This window comes from Pseudomonas sp. GW823-FHT01D03, from assembly GCF_058798255.1.
In genome coordinates this window covers 1,726,437-1,753,418 of the sequence record NZ_JBXAKK010000001.1, presented here as the reverse complement: position 1 = coordinate 1,753,418, position 26,982 = coordinate 1,726,437, and the positions used below count along the sequence as shown (strand labels likewise).

Annotated in this window: 21 protein-coding genes; 8 read left to right on the top strand and 13 right to left on the bottom strand. The window is 59.5% G+C overall.

What is annotated here, in order from left to right; genetic code table 11:
• Nucleotides 1–253 precede the first annotated feature (253 nt).
• The 10 genes from AC1RBR_RS07770 to AC1RBR_RS07725 form a co-directional block, all read right to left on the bottom strand.
• A complete protein-coding gene (locus AC1RBR_RS07770; RefSeq protein ID WP_492563727.1) occupies nucleotides 254–2,242 on the bottom strand; it encodes a calcium-binding protein in 1,989 nt (662 codons plus the stop codon).
• Nucleotides 2,243–2,479: 237 nt separating this feature from the next.
• Complete coding sequence (locus AC1RBR_RS07765) at nucleotides 2,480–6,073, bottom strand: glycosyltransferase (RefSeq protein WP_492563726.1); 3,594 nt, start codon at nucleotides 6,071–6,073, stop codon at nucleotides 2,480–2,482.
• A 109-nt stretch (nucleotides 6,074–6,182) separates the two neighbouring features.
• Nucleotides 6,183–7,754, bottom strand: coding sequence for a flagellar hook-associated protein 3 (locus AC1RBR_RS07760; protein ID WP_492563724.1), 1,572 nt, complete (start codon nucleotides 7,752–7,754; stop codon nucleotides 6,183–6,185).
• 13 nt (nucleotides 7,755–7,767) lie between these two features.
• Nucleotides 7,768–9,813: a flagellar hook-associated protein FlgK gene (flgK, locus tag AC1RBR_RS07755; protein ID WP_456018972.1), complete on the bottom strand. Its 2,046-nt coding sequence runs from the start codon at nucleotides 9,811–9,813 to the stop codon at nucleotides 7,768–7,770.
• A 21-nt stretch (nucleotides 9,814–9,834) separates the two neighbouring features.
• Nucleotides 9,835–11,121, bottom strand: a complete 1,287-nt coding sequence (gene flgJ / locus AC1RBR_RS07750) for a flagellar assembly peptidoglycan hydrolase FlgJ (protein WP_492563722.1) — start codon at nucleotides 11,119–11,121, stop codon at nucleotides 9,835–9,837.
• Nucleotides 11,122–11,132: 11 nt separating this feature from the next.
• Nucleotides 11,133–12,221: a flagellar basal body P-ring protein FlgI gene (locus AC1RBR_RS07745; RefSeq protein ID WP_164747921.1), complete on the bottom strand. Its 1,089-nt coding sequence runs from the start codon at nucleotides 12,219–12,221 to the stop codon at nucleotides 11,133–11,135.
• 27 nt (nucleotides 12,222–12,248) lie between these two features.
• The gene (flgH, locus tag AC1RBR_RS07740) at nucleotides 12,249–12,944 is read right to left on the bottom strand and encodes a flagellar basal body L-ring protein FlgH (RefSeq protein ID WP_095139341.1); all 696 of its coding nucleotides are present in this window, start codon (nucleotides 12,942–12,944) and stop codon (nucleotides 12,249–12,251) included.
• Nucleotides 12,945–12,996: 52 nt separating this feature from the next.
• On the bottom strand, nucleotides 12,997–13,782 hold the full coding sequence (flgG, locus tag AC1RBR_RS07735; RefSeq protein ID WP_003222804.1) for a flagellar basal-body rod protein FlgG: 786 nt from the start codon (nucleotides 13,780–13,782) through the stop codon (nucleotides 12,997–12,999).
• Between the two features lie 45 nt (nucleotides 13,783–13,827).
• Nucleotides 13,828–14,568, bottom strand: coding sequence for a flagellar basal body rod protein FlgF (locus tag AC1RBR_RS07730; protein WP_007965507.1), 741 nt, complete (start codon nucleotides 14,566–14,568; stop codon nucleotides 13,828–13,830).
• A gap of 351 nt (nucleotides 14,569–14,919) precedes the next feature.
• Nucleotides 14,920–16,482, bottom strand: coding sequence for a sigma-54-dependent transcriptional regulator (locus AC1RBR_RS07725; protein WP_166495454.1), 1,563 nt, complete (start codon nucleotides 16,480–16,482; stop codon nucleotides 14,920–14,922).
• A gap of 383 nt (nucleotides 16,483–16,865) precedes the next feature.
• On the opposite strand from AC1RBR_RS07725, the gene phhA reads away from it, so the two are divergent.
• The 6 genes from phhA (at nucleotide 16,866) to AC1RBR_RS07695 (ending at nucleotide 21,283) form a co-directional block, all read left to right on the top strand.
• On the top strand, nucleotides 16,866–17,657 hold the full coding sequence (gene phhA, locus AC1RBR_RS07720; protein ID WP_007965510.1) for a phenylalanine 4-monooxygenase: 792 nt from the start codon (nucleotides 16,866–16,868) through the stop codon (nucleotides 17,655–17,657).
• Between the two features lie 119 nt (nucleotides 17,658–17,776).
• Complete coding sequence (locus AC1RBR_RS07715; protein ID WP_003222798.1) at nucleotides 17,777–18,133, top strand: 4a-hydroxytetrahydrobiopterin dehydratase; 357 nt, start codon at nucleotides 17,777–17,779, stop codon at nucleotides 18,131–18,133.
• Nucleotides 18,133–19,326 carry an amino acid aminotransferase gene (locus AC1RBR_RS07710; protein ID WP_492563717.1) on the top strand — a complete coding sequence of 398 codons (1,194 nt, stop codon included), beginning with the start codon at nucleotides 18,133–18,135 and terminating at the stop codon, nucleotides 19,324–19,326. Before AC1RBR_RS07715 ends, AC1RBR_RS07710 begins: the two co-directional genes overlap by 1 nt.
• Before the next feature lie 269 nt (nucleotides 19,327–19,595).
• On the top strand, nucleotides 19,596–19,727 hold the full coding sequence (locus AC1RBR_RS07705) for a hypothetical protein (protein WP_256214475.1): 132 nt from the start codon (nucleotides 19,596–19,598) through the stop codon (nucleotides 19,725–19,727).
• A gap of 69 nt (nucleotides 19,728–19,796) precedes the next feature.
• A complete protein-coding gene (locus AC1RBR_RS07700; RefSeq protein WP_003222790.1) occupies nucleotides 19,797–19,979 on the top strand; it encodes a hypothetical protein in 183 nt (60 codons plus the stop codon).
• Nucleotides 19,980–20,095: 116 nt separating this feature from the next.
• Complete coding sequence (locus AC1RBR_RS07695; protein ID WP_492567221.1) at nucleotides 20,096–21,283, top strand: MFS transporter; 1,188 nt, start codon at nucleotides 20,096–20,098, stop codon at nucleotides 21,281–21,283.
• 62 nt (nucleotides 21,284–21,345) lie between these two features.
• On the opposite strand, the gene AC1RBR_RS07690 is transcribed toward AC1RBR_RS07695, so the two are convergent.
• The 3 genes from AC1RBR_RS07690 to AC1RBR_RS07680 form a co-directional block, all read right to left on the bottom strand.
• Entirely contained in the window at nucleotides 21,346–22,644 is a 1,299-nt protein-coding gene (locus tag AC1RBR_RS07690; protein ID WP_492563715.1) for a hypothetical protein, read from the bottom strand.
• A gap of 200 nt (nucleotides 22,645–22,844) precedes the next feature.
• A complete protein-coding gene (arfB, locus tag AC1RBR_RS07685; protein WP_095050152.1) occupies nucleotides 22,845–23,258 on the bottom strand; it encodes an alternative ribosome rescue aminoacyl-tRNA hydrolase ArfB in 414 nt (137 codons plus the stop codon).
• A 222-nt stretch (nucleotides 23,259–23,480) separates the two neighbouring features.
• Complete coding sequence (locus tag AC1RBR_RS07680; protein WP_095139336.1) at nucleotides 23,481–24,899, bottom strand: amino acid permease; 1,419 nt, start codon at nucleotides 24,897–24,899, stop codon at nucleotides 23,481–23,483.
• Nucleotides 24,900–25,792: 893 nt separating this feature from the next.
• Here AC1RBR_RS07680 and AC1RBR_RS07675 point away from each other — a divergent pair.
• Nucleotides 25,793–25,930: a hypothetical protein gene (locus AC1RBR_RS07675; RefSeq protein ID WP_003222780.1), complete on the top strand. Its 138-nt coding sequence runs from the start codon at nucleotides 25,793–25,795 to the stop codon at nucleotides 25,928–25,930.
• A 71-nt stretch (nucleotides 25,931–26,001) separates the two neighbouring features.
• Nucleotides 26,002–26,967, top strand: a complete 966-nt coding sequence (locus tag AC1RBR_RS07670; RefSeq protein ID WP_492563713.1) for a M29 family metallopeptidase — start codon at nucleotides 26,002–26,004, stop codon at nucleotides 26,965–26,967.
• The last annotated feature ends 15 nt before the right edge of the window (nucleotides 26,968–26,982 follow it).

Here is a 26,982-nt window from a genome sequence, read left to right as displayed (position 1 = left end):
TCTCCCCTCTCGTTCGTCACCGGGCTGCGCATGGCTTTGTTGAGCGATGCGGGCCGTCTGGCTAACCCTTTTGCCGCCTGCGGCGCCGCTGCGATGACCGCGAGCGCTCGTTTTATGGCGATTTGAGGGGGACTTGCAGGAAACGCGCCAGCTCCGCGAGCGCTGCGTCAGGTGCGCCGCGAGGCATGAAAAAAGGGATGAATCCAGCAGCGGATTCATCCCCTTCATTGCGCTGCATCAACAGATTGAGCGATCAGCCAAACAGGGCGAAGCCATCGACAGTCGCCGGCAGGTCATAGACCTGGCCGTCGGCAGTCTGCAGGTGCTCGATGTTGTTGAACCCGGCATACCACCCCGCCAGTTTCACGCCGTTGTCTGGCACACCGCTGCTGCCATCGTTGGCGCTGTGCAGGTAGGCGTCATCGCCGATGCGGGTGACGTTCAACTGGCTGGCGTTGGTGATGGTGTTGAGGATCAGGGTGTCGTTGATGTCCAGCCCGTAATCCTGAATCGTCACCAGGCCGCTGGTGTTGACCACGTAAGTGTCGTCACCCTGGCCGCCGTAGGCGCTGCCGCCGGCGTACGACTGGCCGGCAAGATTGAGAATCAGCAGATCATTCCCGCCATCACCGTTCAGCACATAGTTGCTGCCCGTAGCGGTCAGCACATCGTTGCCTTCACCGCCAAAGGCCATGCCCCGGCCCAGCGTGATGGTGTCGTTGCCGTTATCACCACTGGCCCAGGTGAACAGATCATTGCTGGCACCGACGATGACATCATCCCCCGCGCCGCCCGACAGAGTGTCGGACTGCCCGGGTTTATCCACACCGGATGCCAGGCCGCCGTAGATATGGTCATTGCCATCGCCACCGGTAATCTGGTCGTCGCCGGCCCCGCCCTCAAGGGTGTTGTCGTCCGAATTGCCTTGCAAAGAATCGTTGTACTGGCTGCCGCGCAGGCCTTCGATATCGATGTAGACATCGTAGAGCGCAATCCCGCTCTGCGGCCCCCAGTTCAGAGAGGCGCTCAGGCCTTCAGTGCTGTCGTCGTAACTGACGATGTCGATTCCGGCGCCGCCTTCGAAACGGTCGCCACCTGCCCCGCCCAGCAACACGTCATTGCCGGCACCGGAGATGATGGTGTTGACTTCGTCATTACCGTAGCCGGTGAAGTCTGCAGTGCCGGTATAGGTCAGGTTTTCCACGAAAGCACTCAGTTTCAGTTCCGAAAGACTGGTGAACACGTGATCGGTTCCGCCCATGAAACTGTCGTCTTCCTCGACCGTCACGCCGGCGCTGTTGACCACATAAATGTCATCACCGTGACCGCCTGCGACCGTCACACCGCTGGTGTTCACGGTGAAGCGGTCAGCACCGGTGGAGCCGATGACTTCTTCCACGCCAAGCAACGTATCGCCCGCAGCATTGGTGCCACCGCCGATCACAACGTTGGCAACATCGAACGCGTAACGATAATTCACGGTGTCATGACCGTCGGCACCATCGATGACCATCGAGCCTTGATGGCGATAAATCACATCATCGAACCCCGAGCCCTGAATCGCCTCGATACCGGTAAAGGTATCGCCGTAGGCAATGGTCAGTCCGTCGTAGTTGGTAAAGTCTTCGACGCGCACGCCCTCGAGACTGTCGCTGTAGCTGACCGTATCGTAGCCATCACCACCGACAAAGTGGTCGGCACCGGCGCCGCCCCACAGCCAGTCATTGCCAGCACCGCCGATGATCTCGTTATCACTGGCGTTGCCGTAAACCTTGAAATCGCCGGTACCGGTAAAGGTCAGCTTCTCGATGAACGGATCCATCTTGATCATGTTGAGGCTGGTGCGCAGTTCGTCGTAGCCACCGTAGTTTTCTTCAACGAGGGTCACGCCTTCGGCGTCGACGATGTACAGATCATCACCGCCGCTGCCGTCCAGCGTCACCCCGCCTACCGAAACGGTGAACGTGTCGTTGTGGTAACTGCCGGCCACCTTCTCCACCGACACCAGCGTATCGACCTTGCCGTCAGACCCTGCGACCGTTGCCGCACCGGTGCCAAACTCGACGCTGACACCCGACCCCATTGCGTAATAGTTTGCCGTGTCAAAACCTTCACCACCGTCGAGCAGGTCGGATCCCGCACTGGCCAGCAGTTGATCGTCGGACTCCAGTCCATGGAGTTCGTCATTGTCATCGGTGCCCAACAGAACATCCGCTTCACTCGTTCCATTTACTACTGCCATTTGCTTCTTCCTTGCGTTGTTGTCGAATCCGGAAATCGGTCACCTCAGACACTGGCCGGACAGGTCTTCGCTGACCGTGCCAATTGAGCGCATGGAAAGGTATCGACAGAAAAAACCCGATGCTTGAGCCCGCCGCCAAAAAAGTATCGGGCTTGATCCAAAAACTTTTCGCCACGCAAAAAAAAACAGGCGACTCGAAAGTCGCCTGTTTTTTCAGTGGGGCCGTGCGCGAATCGGTCAATCCGCCAGCCAGCCATACTCCCAATACCGCAGGTTATCGCCACGCAACACGTAGTCACGCAGCACCACCTCACGCAATTCATCACCCATGCGGTAGCTGGCATCCGGATCGGCCAGGTGCATGCGGATCGCTTGCAGCCACTCGTCCGTGCTGTTGGTCTTGATCCGCGTGCACGGCAGATAACCACGATAGGCCTCGGTGTCGGTGCAGATCACCGGATAGCCGCAGGCACCGTACTCCAGCAGCCGCAAGTTGCTTTTGCAGTCATTGAAGACGTGGAATTCCAGCGGCGCAAGGGCCAGGTCCAGGTTCAGGCTGGCCAGCTTCGCCGGATAGATCTCCAGATCGATCACGCCGTGGAACTCATGCATGTACGGCAGCAGATCATCCGGGCACATGCCGAAGAAAACCCAGTCGACTTCGTTGGCCAATTCGCGCACCACATCGGCGATCACCGCCAGATCACCGTGGTGACTGGTCCCGCCGCCCCAACCAACCCGTGGTTTCTTCGAGGTGCGGCGTTGACTGCGCAAGTGACTCCACAAGTCCTTGGACAGCATGTTCGGTACGACACGAATATCGTGGTGCATGTCCGACAGCACATTGGCCAATGGCTGAGTCGATACGACCACACGATCACACAGACCGATGGCACGTCGCACCATACGCTCCATGTCCTGCTTGCTCGGCATGTTGCGGATGTGCGCATTGCGATGGGGAACGTCGATGACATAGTCATCGAGTTCGAAGATGCGCCGCGCATTGAAGTATTTTTTCAGTGGCGGGATTTCATCGATGGCGTGTTCCGAATAGCGCCCTTGCAGCACGATTACATCAGGCGACTGGCGCTCGATATCGATGATCGACGGCAAACCATAGCAAATGCGCCCCTCGACCCTGTTGGCCGCCTGCAGCTCGATCATCGGCTGACTCATGCGGTAATGGCCGATGGCCGAGGCGTTGATCGGCACCACCAGCACATTCGGCAACTGCGCTTTGGAAAAGGCACTCCAACCGGTTCGCAGGCCAGGCTCAAGACTGAAGTTGGTGGCACCGACACCCTGCAGAGTCAGGTTAGTGTTGTAGGCCGGGTCACGGGCGATGGTCGGTAACCAGCGCTGGTAGAAGGTTTCCCTTTCCTCGGCGAACAGCGCTTCGTCTTCAGTCGTCGCCGCGGCGCTCGGGCGTGCGCCCACAGCGAGCATGGCGTAGGGATTCAACACCACCAGATAGCCTTCGCGGCCGACCCGCAGACACAGATCCACGACGTTCAGCGTCTGCTTCAGATCCTGTTCGTCGAGCCCACCGGCAACGTCGAAGACCGACTTGCGAATCATCAGGCAATCGCCGCCAACCGCGCTCAGGTCATGCACCGCTTGCAGGCGGAACATATACCCGTCCGATTGCACGGGCTGGCCATAGAACGGCAGCCCGACCGGTCCGTTCAAACCGAGAATCAGCCCGGCGTGCAGCACACCACCGTCCGGGTTGAACAGCTTCGCACCGACCACGCCGACTTCCGGGCGTTGCGCATGATTGAGCAGTTCGTCGAGCCAGTCGGCCTGAGTGATCACCGCAAAGGCATTGAGCAGCAACACATACTCGCCACGCGCATGGCTGACCGCAAAGTTGTGCGCGGCCGCCGCATTACCCTTTTGCGGATAGCTCAGCACACGAATCCGCTCGCTGCCCAGTTGCGCCATGCCGTCCAGCCACACCCGCGCCTCGGCGCTTTCGCTGCCGTTGTCGACCAACAGTAATTCGTACTCGGTGTAAGCGGTCTTTTCCAGCAGCGTTTCAACACAGCGCTGCAACGCAGCCGTCTGGTCCTGAGTGACAATCACCACCGACACCAGCGGACGTCGGGCATGCTGATAATCCACGCGGTTGAGCAGTTCGCTGCCGCCACGGCGGATGTCATGGGCAATCCCCAGGCGTTGCAGATGCGCTTCGAGAATCCGCGGGCTTTGCGCCACGACACCCGGCTCGGTCAGCCACTGGGAAAGGTCGAACTTGGACTCCAGCAACACTTCAGCGATGTGCCCCACGACGTGCAAGCCGTCGTTCTCGACCATCCGCCACAGCACATCATGCGGCGCCAGTTCGGCAAACGTCGGCGCAAAGCCGCCGAGCGCCAGAAATCGCTCGCGCTTGAATGCCAGGGCGCGCCCGACATAGGGATAACTGCGCATCAGGTCGAGGTTGAAATCCGGCTTGAACGCAGGCTCTGCCGACTCGCCGTCGCGCAGACTGCCTTCGTCGCTGTACAGACATGTCAGAGTCGGGGTGTGCGCAATCCGGTCGGCCATGACCAGCAACGCCGGCGCCACCAGGCGATCGCCTGGCTGCAACAGATAGAACCAGTCAGCCCCTTCGAGCTGCGGCAGCAGTGTGTTGATCTGCTCCAGCCCGTCATCCTGCAACGGCATGTGGAACACTCGCCCATCAAGGCGCGCCTCGGCACACGAAACGGACAGGACCAGGATCAGCTCTGGCGGATAATCCTGCGCGGCAAGCGCCTCCAATGTGCGCTCCAGACCATCGCGGCTGCCCTGCCCGTCAATGATAATGGGCACGATGCGCGGCTGGCTGGGCCAACTGGCAAGCGTTTCCGGCAACCAGTGGCGCTGCTGCTCGGTGAGCACCCGGCATGCCAGCCACTGCGCGTACAGTTCGCCGAAGCTGAAGCTGTTGACGCCGACTCCCCACTCCTGACGGCTCTGCTTGGAACCCAGGGTTCGACTCAGGGGCAACTCTTGCCAGACCCGGGGCAACTCATCGGCCCGGGACAACGGCACATAACGCACCCATCCCGGAGCAGGCGCCGACTCACCGCTGCGCGCCTTGAGCATTTGCGAAATCCACTCGCGCTCGACTTGCGCAGCATCCTTCATCGGTTGCTGTGCGCTCAGACGCTCCGGGTAGAGGCGCTCGGCGCTGAGTACGCTGTTGGACACCGCCAGATTGCCACGCCTCAGCAGGCAGACGTACAGGGCAAAATCCAGCGTTGCGACGAAGCAGGCGCCGTCCTCGGTCAATGCCGGCAACAGCTCGACGACGTCGGCACGACGCATCAGCGCATTACTGAAGCCACCGAGCACGTTGACCGGGAATTTTTCAAAGATGCCCAGTACGTCATCGCCCTTGAGCAATCCACTGACGGGCGACAACGGCGTGTTTTCAATGCGCGCCGGCAGAATAATGTCGTTTGCGTCCCAGAGCAGCCGTTGCGCCACCACCAGGCTGACTTCCTCACGCTGCATCTCATGGGCCTGCTGCTCGATGCAAGCGGAATAGAGCAGATCGTCATCGCACAGAAACTTGATGTACTCGCCCTGCGCCTGCTCGAGACAAGCCTTGAGGTTGTCGACCAGCCCCAACGTTCGTGGATTGCGCACGTAACGCACGGCGACGCCGGACTGCTCGACTACCGCCGCAACAATGGTTTCAATCTCGCTGCCGCGGCTGTCGTCGCAAACGATGATTTCGAGCTGGCCATAAGTCTGGCTCACCGCACTGTTCAAAGTCCGCTCGAAGAAGCGCGGGTTGAAGGCGGGAATGACCAGACTGACGAGAGGAAGTGGATTCACGGCGGGCTCACAGGCGGTACGAGCCCGCTCGGTAAAGCGAGCCCATGAAACCGCAAAAAAACATTAACTGAGGGACGAGACAAACGGGCGCCTGCGCGCCCGTCCAACGTCAGATCTTGTTGAACAGACCCAACTGACTGATCTTGCTGAACGCCAGTTGCGAGGCTTGCAGCATGGTCTGCTGCAACGTCAGGCGGGTCATCACCTCGGCCGGATCCGAATCACGGATCGAACCCTGGGTCGTGGTGTTGGCCTGGATCAGGCTCTGATTGGTGGTGTTCTGGTCATCCAGCGACTGACCACGCGCACCGATCGACGTCACCGCTGCGCCAATCTGGTTGGAGGCGCTGTCGAGGTTGCCCAGTGCCGACTCCATGGCCCCCTGGAACTTCTGTTTGACCACCGGATCACCGTCAACCGGCAGGTTCAGCGCCGTGACCATCTGGCCCAGGGTGTCGAGCACGTTCTGGGTCTGGTGGTTGTTGGACTGGATCGAGAACTGATCGCCCGCGCCTGGCGTACCGCCGATGGCGAAGGTCACACCGGCAGCCGTGGCGTTGCCACCAACCATGGTGCCCGACGACACCGGTTTGCTGTCGGCGGTGACCGGTGCCGCGTACAGGTCGAAATCGGTGGCGCTGGTGAATTTCAGCACTGCCCCGCCGCCCGACGGGAAGGCCGCGCTGTAGGCCGCCTGGTTGGTCACGCTGGAACCGGTGATGACCGCTGTCGACGGGTTGCCCGGGCTGCGCGCGGTGGTGAACGAGTCAGGTGTGGCCGACAGCTGGAAGCTGTGACCGGCGATGACCGCATCCGGGTTGGTGTCGCCGGCCTTGAGGTTGATGTTCAACTTCATGTCGACGCCACGGAAGCTGACGGTCTGGTTGGCACCATTGCTGTTGCTGATCAGGCCGTTCTGGCTGGCCTCGGACGTCACGTCGTTGCCCAGGGCATCGGTGATTTTCAACTGCGTGCTGCTGATGAAATCCACGGTGTATGGCTGGCCCGCCGTGAACTTGGCGTTGTAGGTCGCCGCGGTGCCAACCGTACCGTTGGACAGCACCACACGACCGTCATCCACCGCCGGAGCGGTCATGGTGGTCTGGGTGCGGCTGGTGTTGATGGTCTGCTGGAAGGCGTCCCAACCGGTGGTATTGGTCGCGACCGACATGCCGTCGCCAATGCCCAGGTTGATCTGGGTCTGGTCACCGTTATAGGTGTAGGTGCCGTCGACATTTTGCGAGTACGGCGCGGTATCGGTCTTGGAACCGGAGAACAGATAGTTGCCGTTGGCATCCTTGGAGTTCATCAGGCCCAGCACTTGTTGCTGGATCTGGCTCAGTTCCGCCGCGTACGCCTTGCGGTTGTCGTCAGTAGCGATACCGTTGTTGGCGGCCAGGCCGATTTCCTTGGCGCGCTGCAGAGCCGTGGTGATGGAGTTCAACGTGGACTCCTGCACGGTCAGCGAGCTCTTGGTGGTGTCGATGTTGCCCTGATACTGGTCGAGCATCGCACTTTGCTGACCCAGCTTGAGCAGACGACCGGCGCCGATCGGATCGTCGGCAGCGGTGTTGATGCGCTGCAGACTGCTCGCTTCGTTGGCGGTCGCGACCGTCTTGCTGTAGTTGCGCTGATATTGAGCAGCTTGCGTCGCGTAATACTGGGCGGTGGAAATGCGCATGAATTACGACTCCTTAAAGACTGTTGATCAGCGTGGCGAAGGTTTCCTGCGCAGCTTTGATGATCTGCGAAGACGCTGTGTAGTACTGCTGATACTTGACCAGGTTGCCGGTCTCTTCATCGAGGTTGACCTGGGACAGCGAATCACGCGCGCCTTTGGCCTGATCGAGGATCACCGAGGTGGCTTCATTGTCGGACTTGCTCTGTGCAGCCTTGGTACCGACGTTGGTCACCAGTTTGTTGTAGGCGTCGGTCAGGCTGATGCCTTTGCTCCCGGTGCCAGTGTCCACCGTCTGCTTGGTCTGCAGGCCAACCAGTGCCTGTGCGTTGCGGTTGTCCGAAGAGGCCGCGCCGGTCAGGTTGATGGTGAAGGTTTCGCCGGACTTCGGCGTCGCGCCCACGGTGGTCTGTACGGTAAAGGTCTTCTGCACGTTCGGCGTGACCGTGGTGTCCATCACCGGAGCACCGGTGGAGTCGACCATGCCGACCTTGAGGTTCAAGGTGTTGGCCTGCCCCGGCACGATGGTGCCCGAACCGATGGTGTTGCCCTTGGCATCGACCATGTTGTACGACTGGCTGCCACTGGCGACCGCACCGAACACCAGCTTGACCGGCGTCGAATACTTGAGCGCATTCTGCAACTCGGTCTGCGACGCCGGGTTGTAGATGTTGATCGAATCGGTCAGCGTCGGCTGGGTGTAGGTACCGGAATTGTTGGCACTGGCCACGCCGGTCAGTGGTGCTGCCGCGGCGATTTTCTTCGGATCGGTCAGTACCGTCTGAATGGAGGTTGCCGCATTACGCGTCGGGGTCACCTTGAAGGTGTCGCCAGCGCTCAGGGCGCCGCCGTTGAGGGCCAGGGTGAAGCCGTCGATCACCGGCGGTGGCGTGGTCGTGGTGCTGAACGACCCCATGTCGGTACCGTCGGAGCGCTTGACCGAATAATTGGTGGCGCTGGTGAAGGTCACCTGGTAATCGCTGGTGGTCAGCTTGCCGGTGTCCTTGATGGTGACATCGAGGTTGCCCGAGCCGGCGCTATTGGTCGACTGCGCAATACTGCGCTGACTGACCAGCGCGGCACTGTTGATGTTGTTGAAGATTGCTGCGCCGAAGTCACCGTTCTTGTCGATACCCTGGGCTTGCTGGCTGTTGACCTGATCGGCCACCACCAATGCGACACGCCCCAACTCATTGAGCGCCGGGTCGAGCACTTCTTTGCGATAGGTCAGCAGGCCACCGATTTCGCCACCGCTCATGGCCGACGTGATGTCGATCACGCTTGAGCCGCGGTCCAGCTGAATGGCCATGCGCGTCGGATCGTCCTTGCTCGGCACGGTGCTCAGGGTGTTGGTGGTGTTGCCGATCACCAGCGGCTGGCCGGTGCCGATATACACGTCAAAACTGGTGCCACGTTCGACGACCTGCGCCCCGGTCAGCTCGGAGAGCTGGCGCACGGCTTCGTTACGGCTGTCGAGCAGATCGTTCGGCTGGCCGCCGCTGGTGGAAATCTCGCCGATTTTCTGGTTAAGCGTGGCAATCGAAGTGGCCAGCTTGTTGACCTGGGACGTCATGTCGCCCAGGTTGCCATTGATCGTGGTGTTCTGATCGTTCAGCTGTTTGGCCAGCGCATTGAAACGGCTGGTCAGCGCCTGCGCACCGGTCAGCACCGACTGACGGGAAGTGTCGTCAGTGGCCGAAGTCGCCACACCCTGCATCGAGGTGAAGAACTTTTGCAGCACACCGGTCAGGCCGGTGTTGGTATCGGACATCGAAGCATCCAGCGCAGTGGCCTGGGCACCGTACGCAGCCGCTTCGCTATTGAGCGAAGTGGCGGTATGCAGCTGGTTTTCGAGGTAAGAGTTGTAGACCCGGCGCACATCGGCCAGGGTCGTCCCCGTACCGATGAAGACGTTGCCGAACTGCTGCGAGGACTTGGTGCTCTGCACGGTTTGCTGGCGTGAATAACCGGCGGTGTCGACGTTGGCAATGTTGTTACCTGTGGTCGCGAGAGAGGAAGAACTCGCGGACAACCCCGACATCCCGATATTGAGCAAACTCATGATTCAAACCTTACCGTGTGTTTATAGAGGCGTCGTTGAAACGCCGGCCGCAGCGTAGTTTTCGAAACTGTTCATCTGCTTGGCTATCTGCGAAATCTTCGTCGCGTAGTTCGGGTCGGTCGCGTAACCGGCCTTTTGCAACTCGCGTACAAACTGTTCTGGGTTATCGGCCGACTTCACGACATCTTGATAGCGATTATTGGTCTGCAGCAAAGTCACCAGATCGTGGAAACTGTCCTTGTACGAGGCATAGGAACGGAACTGCGCCGTCTCCTTGACCATCTGCCCGTTACGGAACTCGCTGGTGATCGCCCGGGCCGAATCGCCGGTCCAGTTGCTGCTGGCCTTGATACCGAACAGGTTGTGGCTGCTACTGCCATCCTGGGCGCGCATGACCGATTTGCCCCAACCGGTTTCCAGTGCAGCTTGTGCCACCAGGTAGCGCGGATCGACGCCAATACGCGCGGCGGCCTCTTTGGCCATCGGCAGCATGGTGTTGACGAATTCATCGGCGGAGCTGAACGCGCGCTTGGCCGGTGCCAGCGGAATCTGCGCCATCGCCCGGCCGTAAACCTGCATCTGCCCGCCGGAGGCTTTGGCGTCTTCGGCACGACTCAGCCAGTCGCCGTTGTACAGCGGGCCGGCGCCGGTGGCGGCCGTGGTCGCAGCACGTTGCGGCAAGGCATTGGCCGCAGTCGGCGTGGCGGAAGGCACAAGACCTGCGAGTAAACGATCAGCCAGCTTCGGTGGCAACGCCAGACGACGCTTGTTGATCATCTCCATGTCGTTGGCGTGCACGGTTTCGGTATTGGCGACACGCCCGGAACGCGATGCCCACAGCGGACGCTCGCCATTGAGTCGCGATAACGGCCCGTTGGTGGCAGTCGTGCCGGCCGCAATCGGCGTCTGCACAGCAGCGGCTTTCGCCGCCTCTTGCTTGGCGGCGGACGCAGCCGCAGCCTCACCCGGTGCCAGCGGTTTGCCCCTCGACATCTGCTTCATCAGCACGTCGGCCAGACCGATACCACCGCCCTCGCGGGACAGCGACACCGCCAGTTGCTGGTCGTACATTTCTTGATATTGCTTGGCGGCCGGGGTGTTCATCGGGTTGTCTTTACCCAGCGCCTCGGTGGCCGAACGCATCGACTTGAGCATCTCGCCGAGGAACAGCGATTCGAATTCCTGCGCCACTTTGCGCATGTTCGCATCGCTGTTCTTGTCGCCGACCTTGAGCTGGTTCAGACGATTGAGGTCGGAGTACGAACCCGAATCGCCGGTGCCCACCAGACTGCCTTTACGCATATCCATGGTCGGCGTCCTCAGATCACGATCAGGTCGGCTTGCAACGCGCCGGCCTGCTTCAGAGCTTCGAGAATGGCCATCAGGTCACCCGGTGCCGCGCCGACCTGGTTCACCGCCCGTACGATCTCGTCGAGGGTAGTACCCGGGCCGAATTTGAACATCGGTTTGGCTTCCTGTTCGGCATTCACCCGCGAGCGCGGCACCACAGCAGTCTGGCCGTTGGACAACGGGCCTGGCTGGCTGACAATCGGGTCTTCGGTGATGGTCACGGTCAGGCTGCCGTGGGTCACGGCGGCCGGCGAAACCTTCACGTTCTGGCCGATGACGATGGTGCCGGTACGCGAGTTGATGATGACTTTCGCCACTGCCTGACCCGGGTCGACTTCAAGGTTTTCGAGGATCGACAGATAGTCGACGCGCTGGCTCGGATCGAGCGGCGCCGTCACACGGATCGAGCCGCCGTCGATGGCTTGCGCCACGCCAGGGCCGAGCATGTCGTTGATCTTGTCGACGATACGTTTGGCGGTGGTGAAGTCGGAACGGTTGAGGTTCAGCGTCAGGCTGTTGCCCTGGTTGAAACCGCTCGGCACTGAACGCTCCACCGACGCACCACCGGGGATCCGACCGGCCGACGGAACGTTGACGGTGATCTTCGAACCGTCACGCCCTTCGGCATCAAAACCACCGACCACCAGGTTGCCCTGAGCGATGGCGTAGACGTTGCCGTCGATACCCTTGAGCGGGGTCAGCAACAGGGTGCCGCCGCGCAGGCTCTTGGAGTTACCGATGGACGAAACGGTGATGTCGACCTGCTGACCCGGTTTGGCGAACGCTGGCAGATCGGCACTCACCGATACCGCCGCGACGTTTTTCAACTGCACGTTGCCCGATCCCGGCGGCACCTTGATGCCGAACTGCGAGAGCATGTTGTTGAAGGTCTGCAGGGTGAACGGGGTTTGCGTCGTCTGGTCGCCGGTGCCGTTAAGCCCGACCACCAGGCCGTAACCGATCAACTGGTTGGAGCGCACGCCGGAAATGCTGGCGATATCTTTCAACCGCTCGGCGTGAGCACCAAAGGCAGCGGACATCATGGCCGCCGCCAGCATGAAGCTTTTCAGATTCAACGTAGCCACCTAGAAAGGGAACAGCGGGCTGAGGAAGAAACGGTCGAACCAGCCTGGCTGACTCGTATCGGCAAACGCGCCGGTACCCGAGTAGGTGATGCGTGCATCGGCAACACGCGTCGACGACACGGTGTTATCGGTGGCGATGTCATCGGCACGAACCATGCCGGCAATGCGCACCAGTTCGTCACCGGTGTTGAGGGTAAGCCACTTCTCGCCACGCACAGCGATGATGCCGTTGGGCAGCACATCTGCGACGGTCACGGTGATCGAACCGGTCAGGCTGTTGCTCTGCCCGGACTTGGCGTCGCCCTTGGTCGAGCGGTCGGCGCTATAGCCGGCGTTCAGGCTCAGGTCGCCGCCACCAATCGGGTTGTTGGTGGTCAGGCTGGAGCCGAACAACGAAGTCAGACCGATCGAGTTGTCGCTGTTCTTGTCCATTTGCGAGTTGGCGTTCTTGCTCGCCTGGGTGCGCTCGTTCAGGGTGATGGTGATGATGTCACCGACCCGGAACGCCTTGCGGTCGCTGTACAGGTTCTGTTCGAAACCGGCCTGATAGATCGAGCCGTTATTGGCGGCTGCCGGCAACGGCGTGCGCGGCAACACCGGAGCGTAATAAGGGTCATTGGGCTTGGGTGTCGGGGCGACACAGCCCGCGAGCGAGACGACCCCACCCAATGCCAGAACAGATACGAAGCGTTTCATGACCCTACCTCACGGTATTGCTGGCGGCCTCAAGACCGCCCCATAGACTTGATTACAGATTCTGCGTTACGAACGAGAGCATCTGGTCGGCGGTGGAGATCACCTTGGAGTTCATCTCGTAGGCGCGCTGAGTGGTGATCATGTTGACCATCTCTTCAACGGTGCTGACGTTGGAACCTTCCAGGGTGTTCTGCAGGGTGGTACCGAAACCGTTCAGGCCCGGGGTGCCGATTTGCGGCGCGCCGGAAGCAGCGGTTTCCAGGAACAGGTTGTTGCCTACTGCCTGCAGACCGGCCGGGTTGATGAAGTCGGCGGTTTGCAGGTTGCCGATCACTTGAGCGGCCGGGTTGCCTGGCACCGTGATCGACACGGTGCCGTCGGTGCCGACGGTGAAGCTCTGCGCGTTGTTCGGGATGACGATGGCCGGCTCCAGGGCGAAACCGCTGGCGTTGACGATCTGGCCGTTGGAGTCGAGGTGGAAAGTACCGTCACGGGTGTAGGACGTGGTGCCGTCCGGCTGCAGGATCTGGAAGAAGCCGCGACCGTCGATGGCCATGTCCAGCGGCTGCTCGGTGGTTTGCAGGCTGCCGGCGGTGAAGTTTTTCTGGGTGCCGACGATGCGCACACCGGTACCCAGCTGCAGACCCGACGGCAGTTCGCTGTCCTGGGTCGACTGGGCGCCTGGCTGACGCTTGATCTGATACAGCAGATCCTGGAACTCGGCACGGTCACGTTTGAAACCCGTGGTCGACACGTTCGCCAGGTTGTTGGAAATGGTGGTCAGGTTGGTGTCCTGGGCGGACAGACCGGTTTTGGCAACCCATAGAGCCGGAAGCATTCGATTCTCCTCGTGCGCCTGTTTTACGGCGCGACGTTCTGATAATTAGCTGATCTGCAAGACCCGAGCCATGGCCTGGTCGTCGTCTTTGGCGGTGTTCATCATCTTGACGTGCAACTCGAACTGCTTGGCCAGGGCCAGCACCGAAGTCATTTCTTCCACGGCATTGACGTTGCTCGACTCAAGGAAACCCGACACCAGTTTGACGTTGGCATCGGCCGGCGCCGGCTGGCCGTCCTTGGTGTAAATCGAGCCATCGAGGCCTTTGTTGAGGTTCTTGATGTCCGGGTTGACCAGTTTGATCCGGTCGACTTCCGCCATGACGCGCGGGCCTTCGCCCATCGCACGAATACTGATAGTGCCGTCTTCGCCGACCTCGACCTGCTGCTCCGGCGGCACGGCGATCGGACCGCCATTGCCAAGTACCGGCATGCCGTTGCCGGCGCGCAATACGCCGAGGGCGTCGATGTTCAGGCTGCCGGTGCGCACGTAGCTTTCGCCACCGTTAGGGTTCTGCACGGCAATAAAGCCGTTGCCGGTCACGGCCACGTCGAGGTCACGCCCGGTCTGCACCAGCGAGCCTGCGGTAAAGTCGGTGGCGGGCCGCTCGCTCATGGCAAACGCACGCGCCGGAAAGCTGTCACCGAACACCGGCATCGAACGCGCCTGCTCCAGGTCGCGCTGAAAACCATTGGTGGAAATGTTCGCCAGGTTGTTGGCATGGGCCTTTTGCGCCAGTGCGTTCTGACTGGCGCCGGTCATTGCCACATAAAGGTACTTGTCCACACTCTTTCCTCTGCATGCCGGACGTTTGCCGCCCACCGCTGTACTGCTGAGCCATAAGCAATTTGCAGACCAACTTTTCTCTGGCGGCTTGCGGCCCGGCAAACAAAGGACTTGAGAGGTTTTGCGGGAAAATTTGAAATGTATCGAAGTCGAAAAACCGGCGGTGTTATGCCGCTTGGCGGCAATCCCGGATTTCGAAGACCCGTAAAAAACCTGTGGCGAGGGAGCTTGCTCCCGCTCGGCTGCGAAGCAGTCGTAAACCCGGCGAATGCGGCATGTCTGATTCACCTTGTTGAACGAATTTGGGTTTGCTGCGCAACCCAGCGGGAGCAAGCTCCCTCGCCACAATGGTTACTCGGCTGGGTCTTTACCGACCTCATACTCACGGAGCTTATTAGCGATGGTGGTATGCGAAACCCCCAGCCGTTTGCCCAGTTGCCGACTGCTCGGATGCTCGGAATACAGGCGCTCCAGCACCGCTTTTTCAAAGCGCCCGACGATTTCGTCCAACCCGCCCTCCAGAGAGAAATCGCCAAGCGGCTGACGCACCCCGTAGTCCGGCAAGCGAATATGCTCGACCTTGACCGTGCCGCCATCACACAGCGAAACCGCCTGAAACAGCACGTTCTCCAGTTGCCGCACATTGCCCGGCCAGTGGTAATGACTGAGGCGATCCATCGCCGCCGGCGCCAGTTTCGGCAGCGAGCAACCGATCTGGCGGCTGGCCTGATCAAGGAAGTGCTCCACCAGCGGGGTCAAACCGTCGAGGCATTCGCGCAGCGGCGGGATGTGCAGCGACAGCACGTTCAAGCGGTGATACAGATCCTGACGAAATTCTCCACGCGCGCACAGCTCGGACAAGTCGACCTGAGTCGCGCAGATCACCCGCACGTCCAGATACACCTCTTCGTCGCTGCCGACCCGGCGGAAGCAACCGTCCTGCAGAAAGCGCAGCAACTTCACTTGCAAGCGCGGGCTCATTTCACCGACGCCATCGAGAAACAGCGTGCCGCCCGCCGTCAGCTCCAGCAGACCGAGCTTGCCTTCGGCACGCGCGCCTTCGAACGCGCCGGGGCCGTAGCCGAACAGCTCGGTCTCGGCCATCGACTCCGGCAGCCCTGCGCAATTGAGCGCCATCAGCGGCGACTGCCCGCGCGGGCTGGCGAGGTGACAGGCACGGGCCAACAACTCTTTGCCGGTGCCGGTTTCGCCTTCGATCAATAGCGGCGCATCCAGCGGCGCCATGCGCCGCGCTTCACGCACGACAGCGGCCATCACTTTCGAGCTCTGAAAGATACTGTCGAAGCCGCGCAGCTCCTGCTTGCGCACGTTATAGATGCGCTCGCCGACGCGGTCTGCGCGGTGCAAGGTCAGTACCGCACCGGCCATGGCTTCGCTGTCGTCGTGCTCCGATTGCAGCGGCGCGATGTCGGCGAGAAAGATGTCGCCCTTGACCTTGACGCGCATGCCGTTGATTCGCGACTTGTTGGCGCGCACCAGTTCCGGCAGGTCGAAATCCTCAGCGTAGCGCGACAGTGGAATCCCCGGCACCTCATCCACCCGCACCCCGAGCAACTGCGCCGCCGCGCGGTTGGCAGCAACGATCGAGCCGCCCATGTCGATCGACAGCACCGGAAATTCCAGCGCACCGAGCAACGCGTTCAACTCCATGTGCCGGCGCTCGCTGGGCATCAGCCCGACGCGCTTGACCCCAAACACCCCGGCAATCGCCTCGAACTTCGGCCGCAGCGCCTGGAACTGAATGTTGATCAGGTTCGGGCAGTGCAGGTAGATCGCATTGCCGTGCTCACCCCCGACCTCACCGCGCGCAACGTTGATCCCGTACTCCACCAATAGGTTGAGGATGTCGCGCAGGATGCCGATGCGGTTCTGGCAGTGGACTTTGATACGCATATAAAGAGGCCCGACGAGGATGAGGGGTTGAAATCGATCCCTGTGGGAGCGGGCTTGCTCGCGAAAGCGGTGTGTCAGTCGCCATTCATGCAGCTGATACACCGCTTTCGCGAGCAAGCCCGCTCCCACAGGGGGTTGCGCCACGAATTTTCTGTCGAGGCGCGCAGATAGTTGTCAAGATTATGTGACAGCCATAGCCCTTTTCAAACCTGCAAATCACCGCAAATGCGAGATACCCGCCAAAGCGTAACGATTTTTTTACGAAAACCCGCGATTATTCCTGCCAGGAACGCGTTCAACCTGCTGCATCCCACCGCGCTCTCGGGTAATCCTGACCCCATCGCTGGACATAACAAGAACGATTCCCCTAGCAGGAGAGCAGTATGAAGCAGACGCAATACGTGGCCCGCGAGCCCGATGCGCAAGGTTTTATCGACTACCCCGCCGAAGAACACGCGGTGTGGAACACGCTGATCACCCGCCAGTTGAAAGTGATCGAGGGTCGCGCGTGCCAGGAATACCTGGACGGTATCGAAAAACTCGGCCTGCCCCACGACCGCATCCCGCAACTGGGCGAGATCAACAAGGTGCTCGGTGAGACCACCGGCTGGCAGGTTGCCCGCGTCCCGGCACTGATCCCCTTCCAGACCTTCTTCGAATTGCTCGCCAGCAAACAGTTTCCGGTGGCCACGTTCATTCGTACCCGCGAAGAACTGGACTACCTGCAAGAGCCGGACATTTTTCACGAGATCTTCGGCCACTGCCCGCTGCTGACCAACCCATGGTTCGCCGAATTCACTCACACCTACGGCAAGCTCGGCCTGCAGGCCACCAAGGAAGAGCGCGTGTACCTGGCGCGCCTGTACTGGATGACCATCGAATTCGGCCTGGTCGATACCCCGCAAGGCAAGCGCATCTACGGCGGCGGCATCCTGTCCTCGCCGAAGGAAACCGTTTACTCGCTGTCGGACGAGCCCGAGCATCAGGCCTTCGATCCGCTGGAAGCCATGCGCACGCCGTATCGCATCGACATCCTGCAGCCGCTGTACTTTGTCCTGCCGAACCTCAAGCGCCTGTTCGACGTCGCCCATGAAGACATCATGGCCATGGTTCGCCAAGGCATGCAGCTGGGGTTGCACGCACCGAAGTTTCCGCCAAAACCGAAAGCCGCGTGATCCGCGACTTTTGCTGAGAATTGAGCCTGTCAGTTGCCGCCACTTTGGTTTAGCGTGACGGCATTGACGGGCCGATAGTTTCTATAAAAAAAAACACACTCGATTTCAGGAATCACACCATGTCCACTTTGAACCAAGCCCACTGCGAAGCCTGCCGTGCCGATGCGCCACAAGTCAGCGACGAAGAACTGCCGATCCTGATCAAGCAGATCCCGGACTGGAACATCGAAGTACGCGACAGCATCATGCAGCTGGAGAAGGTCTTCCTGTTCAAGAACTTCAAGCACGCACTGGCCTTCACCAACGCCGTCGGCGAGATCTCCGAGGCCGAAGGTCACCACCCGGGTCTGCTGACCGAGTGGGGCAAAGTCACCGTGACCTGGTGGAGCCACTCGATCAAGGGCCTGCACCGCAACGACTTCATCATGGCCGCGCGCACTGACGAAGTGGCCAAGACCGCAGAAGGACGCAAGTAATGCATTTCGACGCCATCGGCCGGGTACCCGGCGACCCGATCCTCGGTTTGATGGAGGCCTATGCGCAGGACATTAACCCGCGCAAGTTCGACTTGGGCGTTGGCGTCTACAAGGATGCCCAGGGCCTGACGCCAATCCCCGAAGCGGTGAAAATCGCCGAGGCGCGACTGGTCGAAAGCCAGGACACCAAGACCTACATCGGCGGGCACGGCAATCCGCTGTTCGGCAAAGTCATCAATGAACTGGTGCTTGGCGCCGACTCCAAGCTGATCGCCGACCAGCGCGCCGGCGCCACCCAGACTCCGGGCGGTACCGGCGCGCTGCGTCTGGCGGCCGACTTCATCGCCCAATGCCTGCCGGGCAAGGGCGTGTGGCTGAGCAACCCGACCTGGCCGATCCACGAAACGATTTTCGCCGCAGCCGGGGTCAAGGTCGGTCACTACCCGTACGTGGGCAGCGACAACCGCCTCGACGTCGATGCGATGCTCGCCGTGCTCAACGAAGTGCCGAAGGGCGACGTGGTGCTACTGCATGCCTGCTGCCACAACCCGACCGGTTTTGACTTGAGCCACGATGACTGGCAACGCGTGCTGGACGTGGTGCGCCGCCGTGACCTGTTGCCGCTGATCGACTTTGCCTACCAGGGCTTTGGCGACGGACTGGAGCAGGACGCGTGGTCGACCCGACTGTTCGCCGCCGAAGTGCCCGAGCTGCTGATTACCAGCTCCTGCTCGAAGAACTTCGGCCTGTACCGCGACCGCACCGGCGCGCTGATTGTCTGCGCGAAAACCGCTGACAAGCTGATCGACATCCGCAGCCAACTGGCCAACATCGCCCGCAACCTGTGGTCGACGCCACCGGATCACGGCGCGGCCGTGGTTGCGACCATCCTCGCCGACCCGGAGCTGAAAGCGCGCTGGGCCGATGAAGTGGAAGCCATGCGCTTGCGCATCGCGCAACTGCGCAGCGGTCTGGTCGAAGCACTGGAACCGCACGGTCTGCGCGAGCGCTTTGCGCACATTGGCGTGCAACGCGGAATGTTCTCCTACACCGGGCTGTCGCCGGAGCAGGTCAAACAACTGCGTGAGCGGCACAGCGTGTACATGGTCAGCTCGGGCCGGGCCAACGTCGCCGGGATCGACGCCACCCGCCTCGCATTGCTGGCGCAAGCCATCGCTGACGCCTGCAAGTAACCCCGCAATACCCCTGTAGGAGTGAGCCTGCTCGCGATAGCGGCGTATCAGCCAGCATATGAGTTGACTGACACACCGCCATCGCGAGCAGGCTCACTCCTACAAATGTTTTTGCGGCGACCTTTGTTATTGCGCTTCTCCCTGCGGCCATCTGTCGCATTATTTTCAATTAAAAGTCTGATTGTCATTTTTCCTGCTGTATCCTGCGCAGGCTTTCAAGAAGCGCGGATCTACCAGATCTATCAACAGACTTAGCGAGGAGCGCAACCATGCACGAGATTCCTAATCTCCCCTTCCCAAGCCTGCACGTACCTGAGCAGACGACCACGCAACAAGCCGGTGCCCAACAGCCCGAGCCGAAAGAAGCCGTTGAGAGCCGCCAGGCCGACAGCGAAGAGTAAAACCCGCCGTACAGACCGTGTGGAAAGCGCTAAGATGCGCTTTCCACACTGCCTGAAACCGAGCCCGCCATGACCGACGAATTCTCTGAAAGCCAAGCTGCCGTCCTGATCGGCGCCACCGAGAAAATGATCGAGATCTGGAACCGCCTCTCCCCGGAAAAACAGGCCGCCCTGCTCGCCCGTTTCGGCAGCGAAGAAAACGCCCTCGCCGCCCTCGTCACCACACAACTGGTCGCCCCGGCCAAACCCTGAAGCCACCCTCCCGGCAAATAGTTTTACTTTTCCCCGCCCCTGACTCGTCCGCGCCGGTATCATAAGCAGCCTATCTAATCCTGCTTTGCCGTGGATCGTTTCTCATGTCGTCCTCTATGCCACAACCCCAGCGCCCCCTGGCGGTCACGCTGCAAGTCGTGTCCATCGTCCTCTTCACCTTCATCGGCTACCTGAACATCGGCATTCCGCTCGCCGTGCTGCCGGGTTACGTCCACAGTAATTTGGGCTTTGGCGCGGTGATCGCCGGGCTCGTGATCAGCGTGCAATACCTCGCCACCCTGCTCAGCCGCCCGTACGCCGGCAAGATCATCGACAACCAGGGCAGCAAGCGCGCGGTGATGATCGGTCTGGCCGGATGCGGCTTGAGTGGTGTGTTTATGCTGATTTCGGCGTGGACACCCAACTTGCCGATGTTCAGCCTGATCAGCCTGTTGATCGGGCGTCTGGTGCTGGGCAGCGCGGAAAGTCTGGTGGGCTCCGGTTCGATCGGCTGGGGCATCGGCCGCGTTGGCGCGGCGAACACCGCCAAAGTCATCTCGTGGAACGGCATCGCCAGTTACGGCGCGCTCGCGGTGGGCGCGCCGTTCGGGGTCTGGCTGGTCGGCCAGCTGGGATTGTGGAGCATGGGCGTCAGCATCATCCTGCTGGCAGCGCTGGGCCTGCTGCTGGCGTGGCCGAAAACCGCGGCGCCGATTGTCGCCGGCGAGCGTCTGCCATTCATGCACGTGCTCGGTCGAGTGTTCCCGCACGGCTGCGGTCTGGCACTGGGCTCGATCGGTTTCGGCACCATCGCCACCTTCATCACCCTGTATTACGCCACCCGGCACTGGGATAACGCGGTGCTGTGCCTGAGCCTGTTCGGCGCCAGCTTCATCGGCGCGCGACTGCTGTTCGGCAACCTGATCAACCGCCTCGGCGGCTTCCGCGTGGCGATCGCCTGCCTGTCGGTGGAAACCCTCGGCCTGTTGCTGCTGTGGCTGGCACCGGATGCGCATTGGGCACTGGCCGGCGCGGCGTTGAGCGGTTTCGGCTTCTCGCTGGTATTCCCGGCGCTGGGCGTGGAAGCGGTGAACCTGGTGCCAGCCTCCAGCCGTGGCGCAGCGGTCGGCGCATATTCGTTGTTCATCGATTTGTCGCTGGGGATCACCGGACCATTGGCGGGGGCAATTGCAGCGGGTTTCGGCTTTGCTTCGATCTTTCTGTGTGCCGCCATTGCCTCACTGAGCGGCCTGATCCTGAGTGTGTATTTGTACCGCATTAAACCAAAACACCACTTTCATTGATCGCCCAATATTGGCCATTCATTGGTTCCGAATGGCCAATTCACAACCGCGGCTTTTATAAGCTAACCATGCAAACGGAAAATGGCGAAGCTACCGTTCTCTCTATTTTTACTGGATACAAACACAATTTTTCGATCTTCCTGGACCGCGAGATCGTGAATAATCTGGTCTTTTGGAAATACAACCTTTCCAACATTACCAAACCCCTCGTCCCAACCCATGTCTTGTTCAAGACTGGCAATAAATGCCTGACTATCCGACCCGCCACGCAAATAAGCATAACCTGCTACCACAACGGTTGATTTCAAATTATAGAGTACTGCTTTCGTCATATAGATATCGCTGAAATCATCAGTGATAAATCCTCCCCACCCTTGTTTGCCAAAAAGTGGATCTTCCTCGCCTTTGAGCCCGCGACGTTGAAGCTGGAGAAACAGATACTGCGGAACTCCATTATCCGAAGTACCTACAATATAAAACTGAGAACGATCGTCGCGTTTCAGAATGACGCTTTTAACCGAAGGTACTCCATCATAATATCCTCCGACCCCAAAACTGGCGTCAAGATCACCACGGGCATCATACCGGCCAACAAACCAACGTTTATCACGCAGCCCCTCTGAAGCGGCGACAACATGACCATCGCCTTGGCGAAACATATCCTGTCCTATGACTAAAACAGATGAACCTCGAGAAACCAATCGGTACCCGCCATTACCGAACGTTTCGTCCAACCCACCGTTATTTTTTAACTTGACCACAAACGCCCTATCGAAAAATCCTCTGTCGTCAAGCGTGGTCAGAAGCAAAACGCCGCCATCGTCCAATAACTCCATAGTTCCGTGGTAGTCGCGGCCTTTATCCGCCAGAGGCTGCTTCACCTTTGGAACATCTGAACTTGCAGGAACAACCTCTTTCAGATCTGGACTCCACAACATGACTCCTTTGCTGCCAAACCCTTCATCAAGTTTCCCATTCAAATCGAATCGAGCCAGGCCGGTAGCACGATTAAAGCCGTCTTTACGAGCGAAGAACCCCAACACATACTTGCCATGAACACTATCAAACTTCACGCTATAGGGCTGCGGCAAATCCCACCCAGGAAAAAACTCCGAAAGTTTAAAAAAAACACTACCCGCTTTTCCGAAACTCTCGTCGATACCTCCTTCCTCATCAAGCATGCACAGGTAAATCTCTTGCCGCTCCTCGTCAGTTGCTGCGCAAAGAATCCTGTTCGGTTCTGAGAGAAGAGTGACGACCCGAGGCTGAAGCCTCTGACCTTGTTCTCCGTATAAAACGACTTCACTGCGCACACCAAAATCAGTATCAGGAGTACCACGCACATCATTTAAGTTATTCATTTACTTTTGCTCAATCAATAAAAAGAGAGCTCAGTAAACGTGTAACAGCAATCCGGCACACCTGTCAGATATGACAGTCATGTAGACCAATTAGTTATAAAAGAGTCGTTCAATATCCGGAAATTGATTTAAGTTGAGAGGTGCGTAATGGATACAAAGTGCGCTCCGGATGAAATGGAACAACTCCATGACACCAACCCTTAAAAATCCACCTTGCCGCGCCCGGCCTTGATGCTGCCGCGCTTGGTCTTGGATTCTAGCCGGCGTTTCTTCGAGCCGAGGGTCGGCTTGGTCGGGCGACGTTTCTTTTCGACCTTGGTGGCGCTGAGGATCAGCTCGACCAGACGCTCCAGCGCATCGGCACGGTTGGCTTCCTGCGTGCGGTATTGCTGAGCCTTGATAATCAGCACGCCATCGCTGGTGATGCGACTGTCACGCAACGCCAGCAGTCGCTCCTTGTAGAACTCGGGCAAGGACGAAGCCGGAATGTCGAAGCGCAGGTGCACGGCGCTGGAGACCTTGTTGACGTTCTGCCCGCCGGCGCCTTGCGCGCGGATGGCTGTCAATTCGATCTCGGCATCCGGCAGATGCACGTTGTTGGAAATCACCAGCATGGAAAAGCGTCCGTAATCAGAGGGTGCAGGATACCGCGAAACCGTCCGAGCCTCCGATCCCCCTGTAGGAGTGAGCCTGCTCGCGATAGCGGTAAGTCAGATAAATATTTGTCGACTGATACACCGCTATCGCGAGCAGGCTCACTCCTACAAGGGATTGTGTAAACCCCAAAAACGACAAACCCGGCACATTGGCCGGGTTTGTCGTTTTTGCCTCAGCGCTTACTTCGAAGCACTTGCCGCATGCAGCGCCTGCTGCGCACCGCGCTTGTTCTTGATCACGTAGCAGACCCACATGAACACGACCCACACCGGAATCGCGTACACCGATATCTGGATGCCCGGGATCAGCAGCATTACGCCAAGGATGAACGCGACGAACGCCAGGCAGACATAGTTGCCGTACGGGTACCACAGCGCCTTGAACAGCGGCGTCTGCTGCGTCTTGTTCATGTGCTGGCGGAACTTGAAGTGCGAGAAGCTGATCATCGCCCAGTTGATCACCAGCGTTGCAACCACCAGCGACATCAGCAGTTCCAGCGCATGCTGCGGGATCAGATAGTTAAGCAGCACGGCGACCAGGGTCACCGCTGCGGAAGCCAGGATCGAACGCACCGGCACGCCGCGCTTGTCGATTTTCGCCAGACCTTTCGGCGCATCGCCCTGCTCGGCCATGCCCAGCAGCATGCGGCTGTTGCAGTAAGTGCCGCTGTTGTACACCGACAGCGCCGCGGTCAACACCACGAAGTTGAGGATGTGCGCAGCGGTGTTGCTGCCGAGCATCGAGAACACCTGCACGAACGGGCTGCCGCTGTACGAATCGCCGGAAGCGTTGAGCGTTTCCAGCAGACTGTCCCACGGAGTCAGCGACAGCAGGATCACCAGCGCACCGATGTAGAAAATCAGGATGCGGTAGATCACCTGGTTGATCGCTTTCGGGATCACGGTTTTCGGCTTGTCCGCTTCGGCGGCGGTGAAACCGAGCATTTCCAGACCGCCGAAAGAGAACATGATGATCGCCATCGCCATCACCAGACCGCTGACACCGTTGGGGAAGAACCCGCCGTGCGACCACAGGTTGCTGACCGAGGCCTGCGGGCCGCCATGGCCGCTGACCAGCAGGTAGCTGCCCAGCGCAATCATGCCGACGATCGCCACGACCTTGATGATCGCGAACCAGAATTCGGCTTCACCGAACACTTTGACGTTGGCCAGGTTGATCGCGTTGATCAGCACGAAGAACGCTGCAGCGGTAACCCAGGTCGGGATGTCCGGTGCCCAGTAGTGGATGTACTTGCCGACCGCGGTCAGCTCCGACATGCCCACCAGAATGTACAGAATCCAGCAGTTCCAGCCCGACAGGAAACCGGCAAAGCCGCCCCAGTACTTATGCGCGAAATGGCTGAAGGAACCGGCCACCGGCTCTTCGACGATCATCTCGCCGAGCTGGCGCATGATCATGAAGGCGATGAAGCCGCAGATGGCGTAGCCGAGGATCATCGACGGGCCGGCCGATTTCAAGACCCCGGCCGAGCCGAGGAACAATCCGGTACCGATCGCGCCACCGAGGGCGATCAGTTGAATATGGCGATTTTTCAGGCCGCGTTTCAGCTCGCCTGATTGCGAGTTTTGTCCACTCATGAAAAAGGTCCCACGCAAGGTTTGATGATGTTCAGTAGACGTTGCTGCAAGGTTGCGATTTCAGACAACCTCGATCAAACCCCAGCGCAAGCACCAGGAATTCAGCTTTTTTACAACGGTCATGCGTCACCTGTTTGTTTTTATCTGTGACGAAATCGAACCCGACACGCTTGTGACGCGGCGGAGTGAACAAGGCGGATAACCTTGAGGTTTACGCGATTACGCAGAGGGTCACAGTTAAAACGCGGCGCATTGTACACCGCCAACCCCCTGCTGCCAGACCCCGCTGGATCAGCGTGGCGCTTGCCGGGATTGCGTGGGTCCGCCTCGAGATGTCCGGACGGCTGCAAAAATTGAGTCAGGCCTTTGCAGGCCATCGACGGGGACGAGCGAAAAACCGCCCCACAGAGAGAAGTGAAGATCAATCTCGGCGTTCATTGCGCCTCCTTCTTGTTATGCACCTGCACGACAGGCATGAGGCGCATCTCACCCTGCAAACGGCGCTGAAACAAGCGCGCCAGAGCCTTGCACAAGGCCTTTGCGGCCGGGCTTCGGCAGGTTTTCCTTACAGCGTCTGCAAGGGGGTAAATTCACTGGGCTTTATCGGGATTTTCGTAAACTTTTCTTTACGATGCGTAACGCAGATTTTCCATTTCGGAAAATTCTGTAGGACGTCTGCAAATTGACGGTAGCAAGCTTGCTAATGAAAGTTGTCGCTTAGTTTTTTGTTTTCAAATAAGAAATCCGCCGCTTAAAAACAGAATAAAAAGTTTATTTAAATTTTAAATAAATAATTTTTTGCATTACAAAACACCCTGAACTAGGTTCTTCACGTCTTGCCGGCCAACTCGACCGGCCAGTCATAACCGTGAAAGTCATCTAGGAGATCGACCATGCAAGCACTGGAAAAAGACCTGGACACCGAACTGCAACTGGACGAATGGTTCGAAGCACCGACCCATGAGGCGGCTGTGGAAATGATGCAAGCCGACGCGGTGGTTCCGTTCGGCACGGCGATGTGGCCTCTGTAAGACATCCCCGGGCAGGCACGATCCGGCCGGTCGTGCCTGCCACTTTCTTCACGGTCAGTCAGGGAGGACTCATGGATAAGCCCCGCGCGATCTCGCATTTCCTTTACTACCTCGAACATCACCCTGCCCTTGCCGGTCTCGACTCGGCGAAGGTACTGCTCGGCCACACCGCCGATTACGAAGCCCTGACCGGCGCCATCGCCGAACAGGCCGGCGATCATCCCCGCTTCACGTTCAGTGCCCGTCGCCTGGACCTGGAAAGCACCGCCACGCTGACCGCGGCGATTGCCGACAGCGATCTGTACATTTTCTTCTACGACTCTTCCACCCTGCCCAATCCGCGCCCCGACGGCCCGGAGTTCGTCCGCGCCCTGCAAGGCGTGATGGCGGAAAACTGGAAGAAGTCGCTGCTGTTCAAGGATTACGGCGACTATTTCTACGACACTTTCAGCGTCACCCCGCAGCGTATCGCGGGGCTCAACAGCCACTTGATCCAGCGCATGTCCCAGGCGACGACGCTGAGCTTCAAGGACGACCACGGCTCCTGGTTTGAAACACCGCTGAGCAGCATCAAGAAGTGGACCGACATCAACGGTGTCGGCAACTTCGACCTGGCTCCCGGCGAAATCGCCACCCATAGCGAAGCCATCAACGGTCATGTGAAATTCAAGGGCACGTTCCTCAGCACCATCCCGTTTGCGCGCAAGTACGGCGTGCTGGAGTCGCCGCTGGAACTGTGGATCGAGAACTCGACCATCAGCCGCATTGCCACCGATGTGCCGGGGCTGGAACACGACTTCAACAAATACCTGGACGCCAACCCGTCAAACCGACGCATCGAGGAATTGGGGATTGGCACCAATGAAGGGGTGAAAGAGCTGTATGCGCGCAATGCCGGGTTCGAAGAGCGGCATTGCGGGTTGCATCTGGGACTGGGTGGTGGGGCCAAGGGCAGTCATCACCTGGATCTGATTTTCTCTGGCGGGGTGTTGGCGCTGGATGACAAGCCAGTGTTTGATGGGCGGTTTGTGTTTTAGCCTGAAATTTATGGG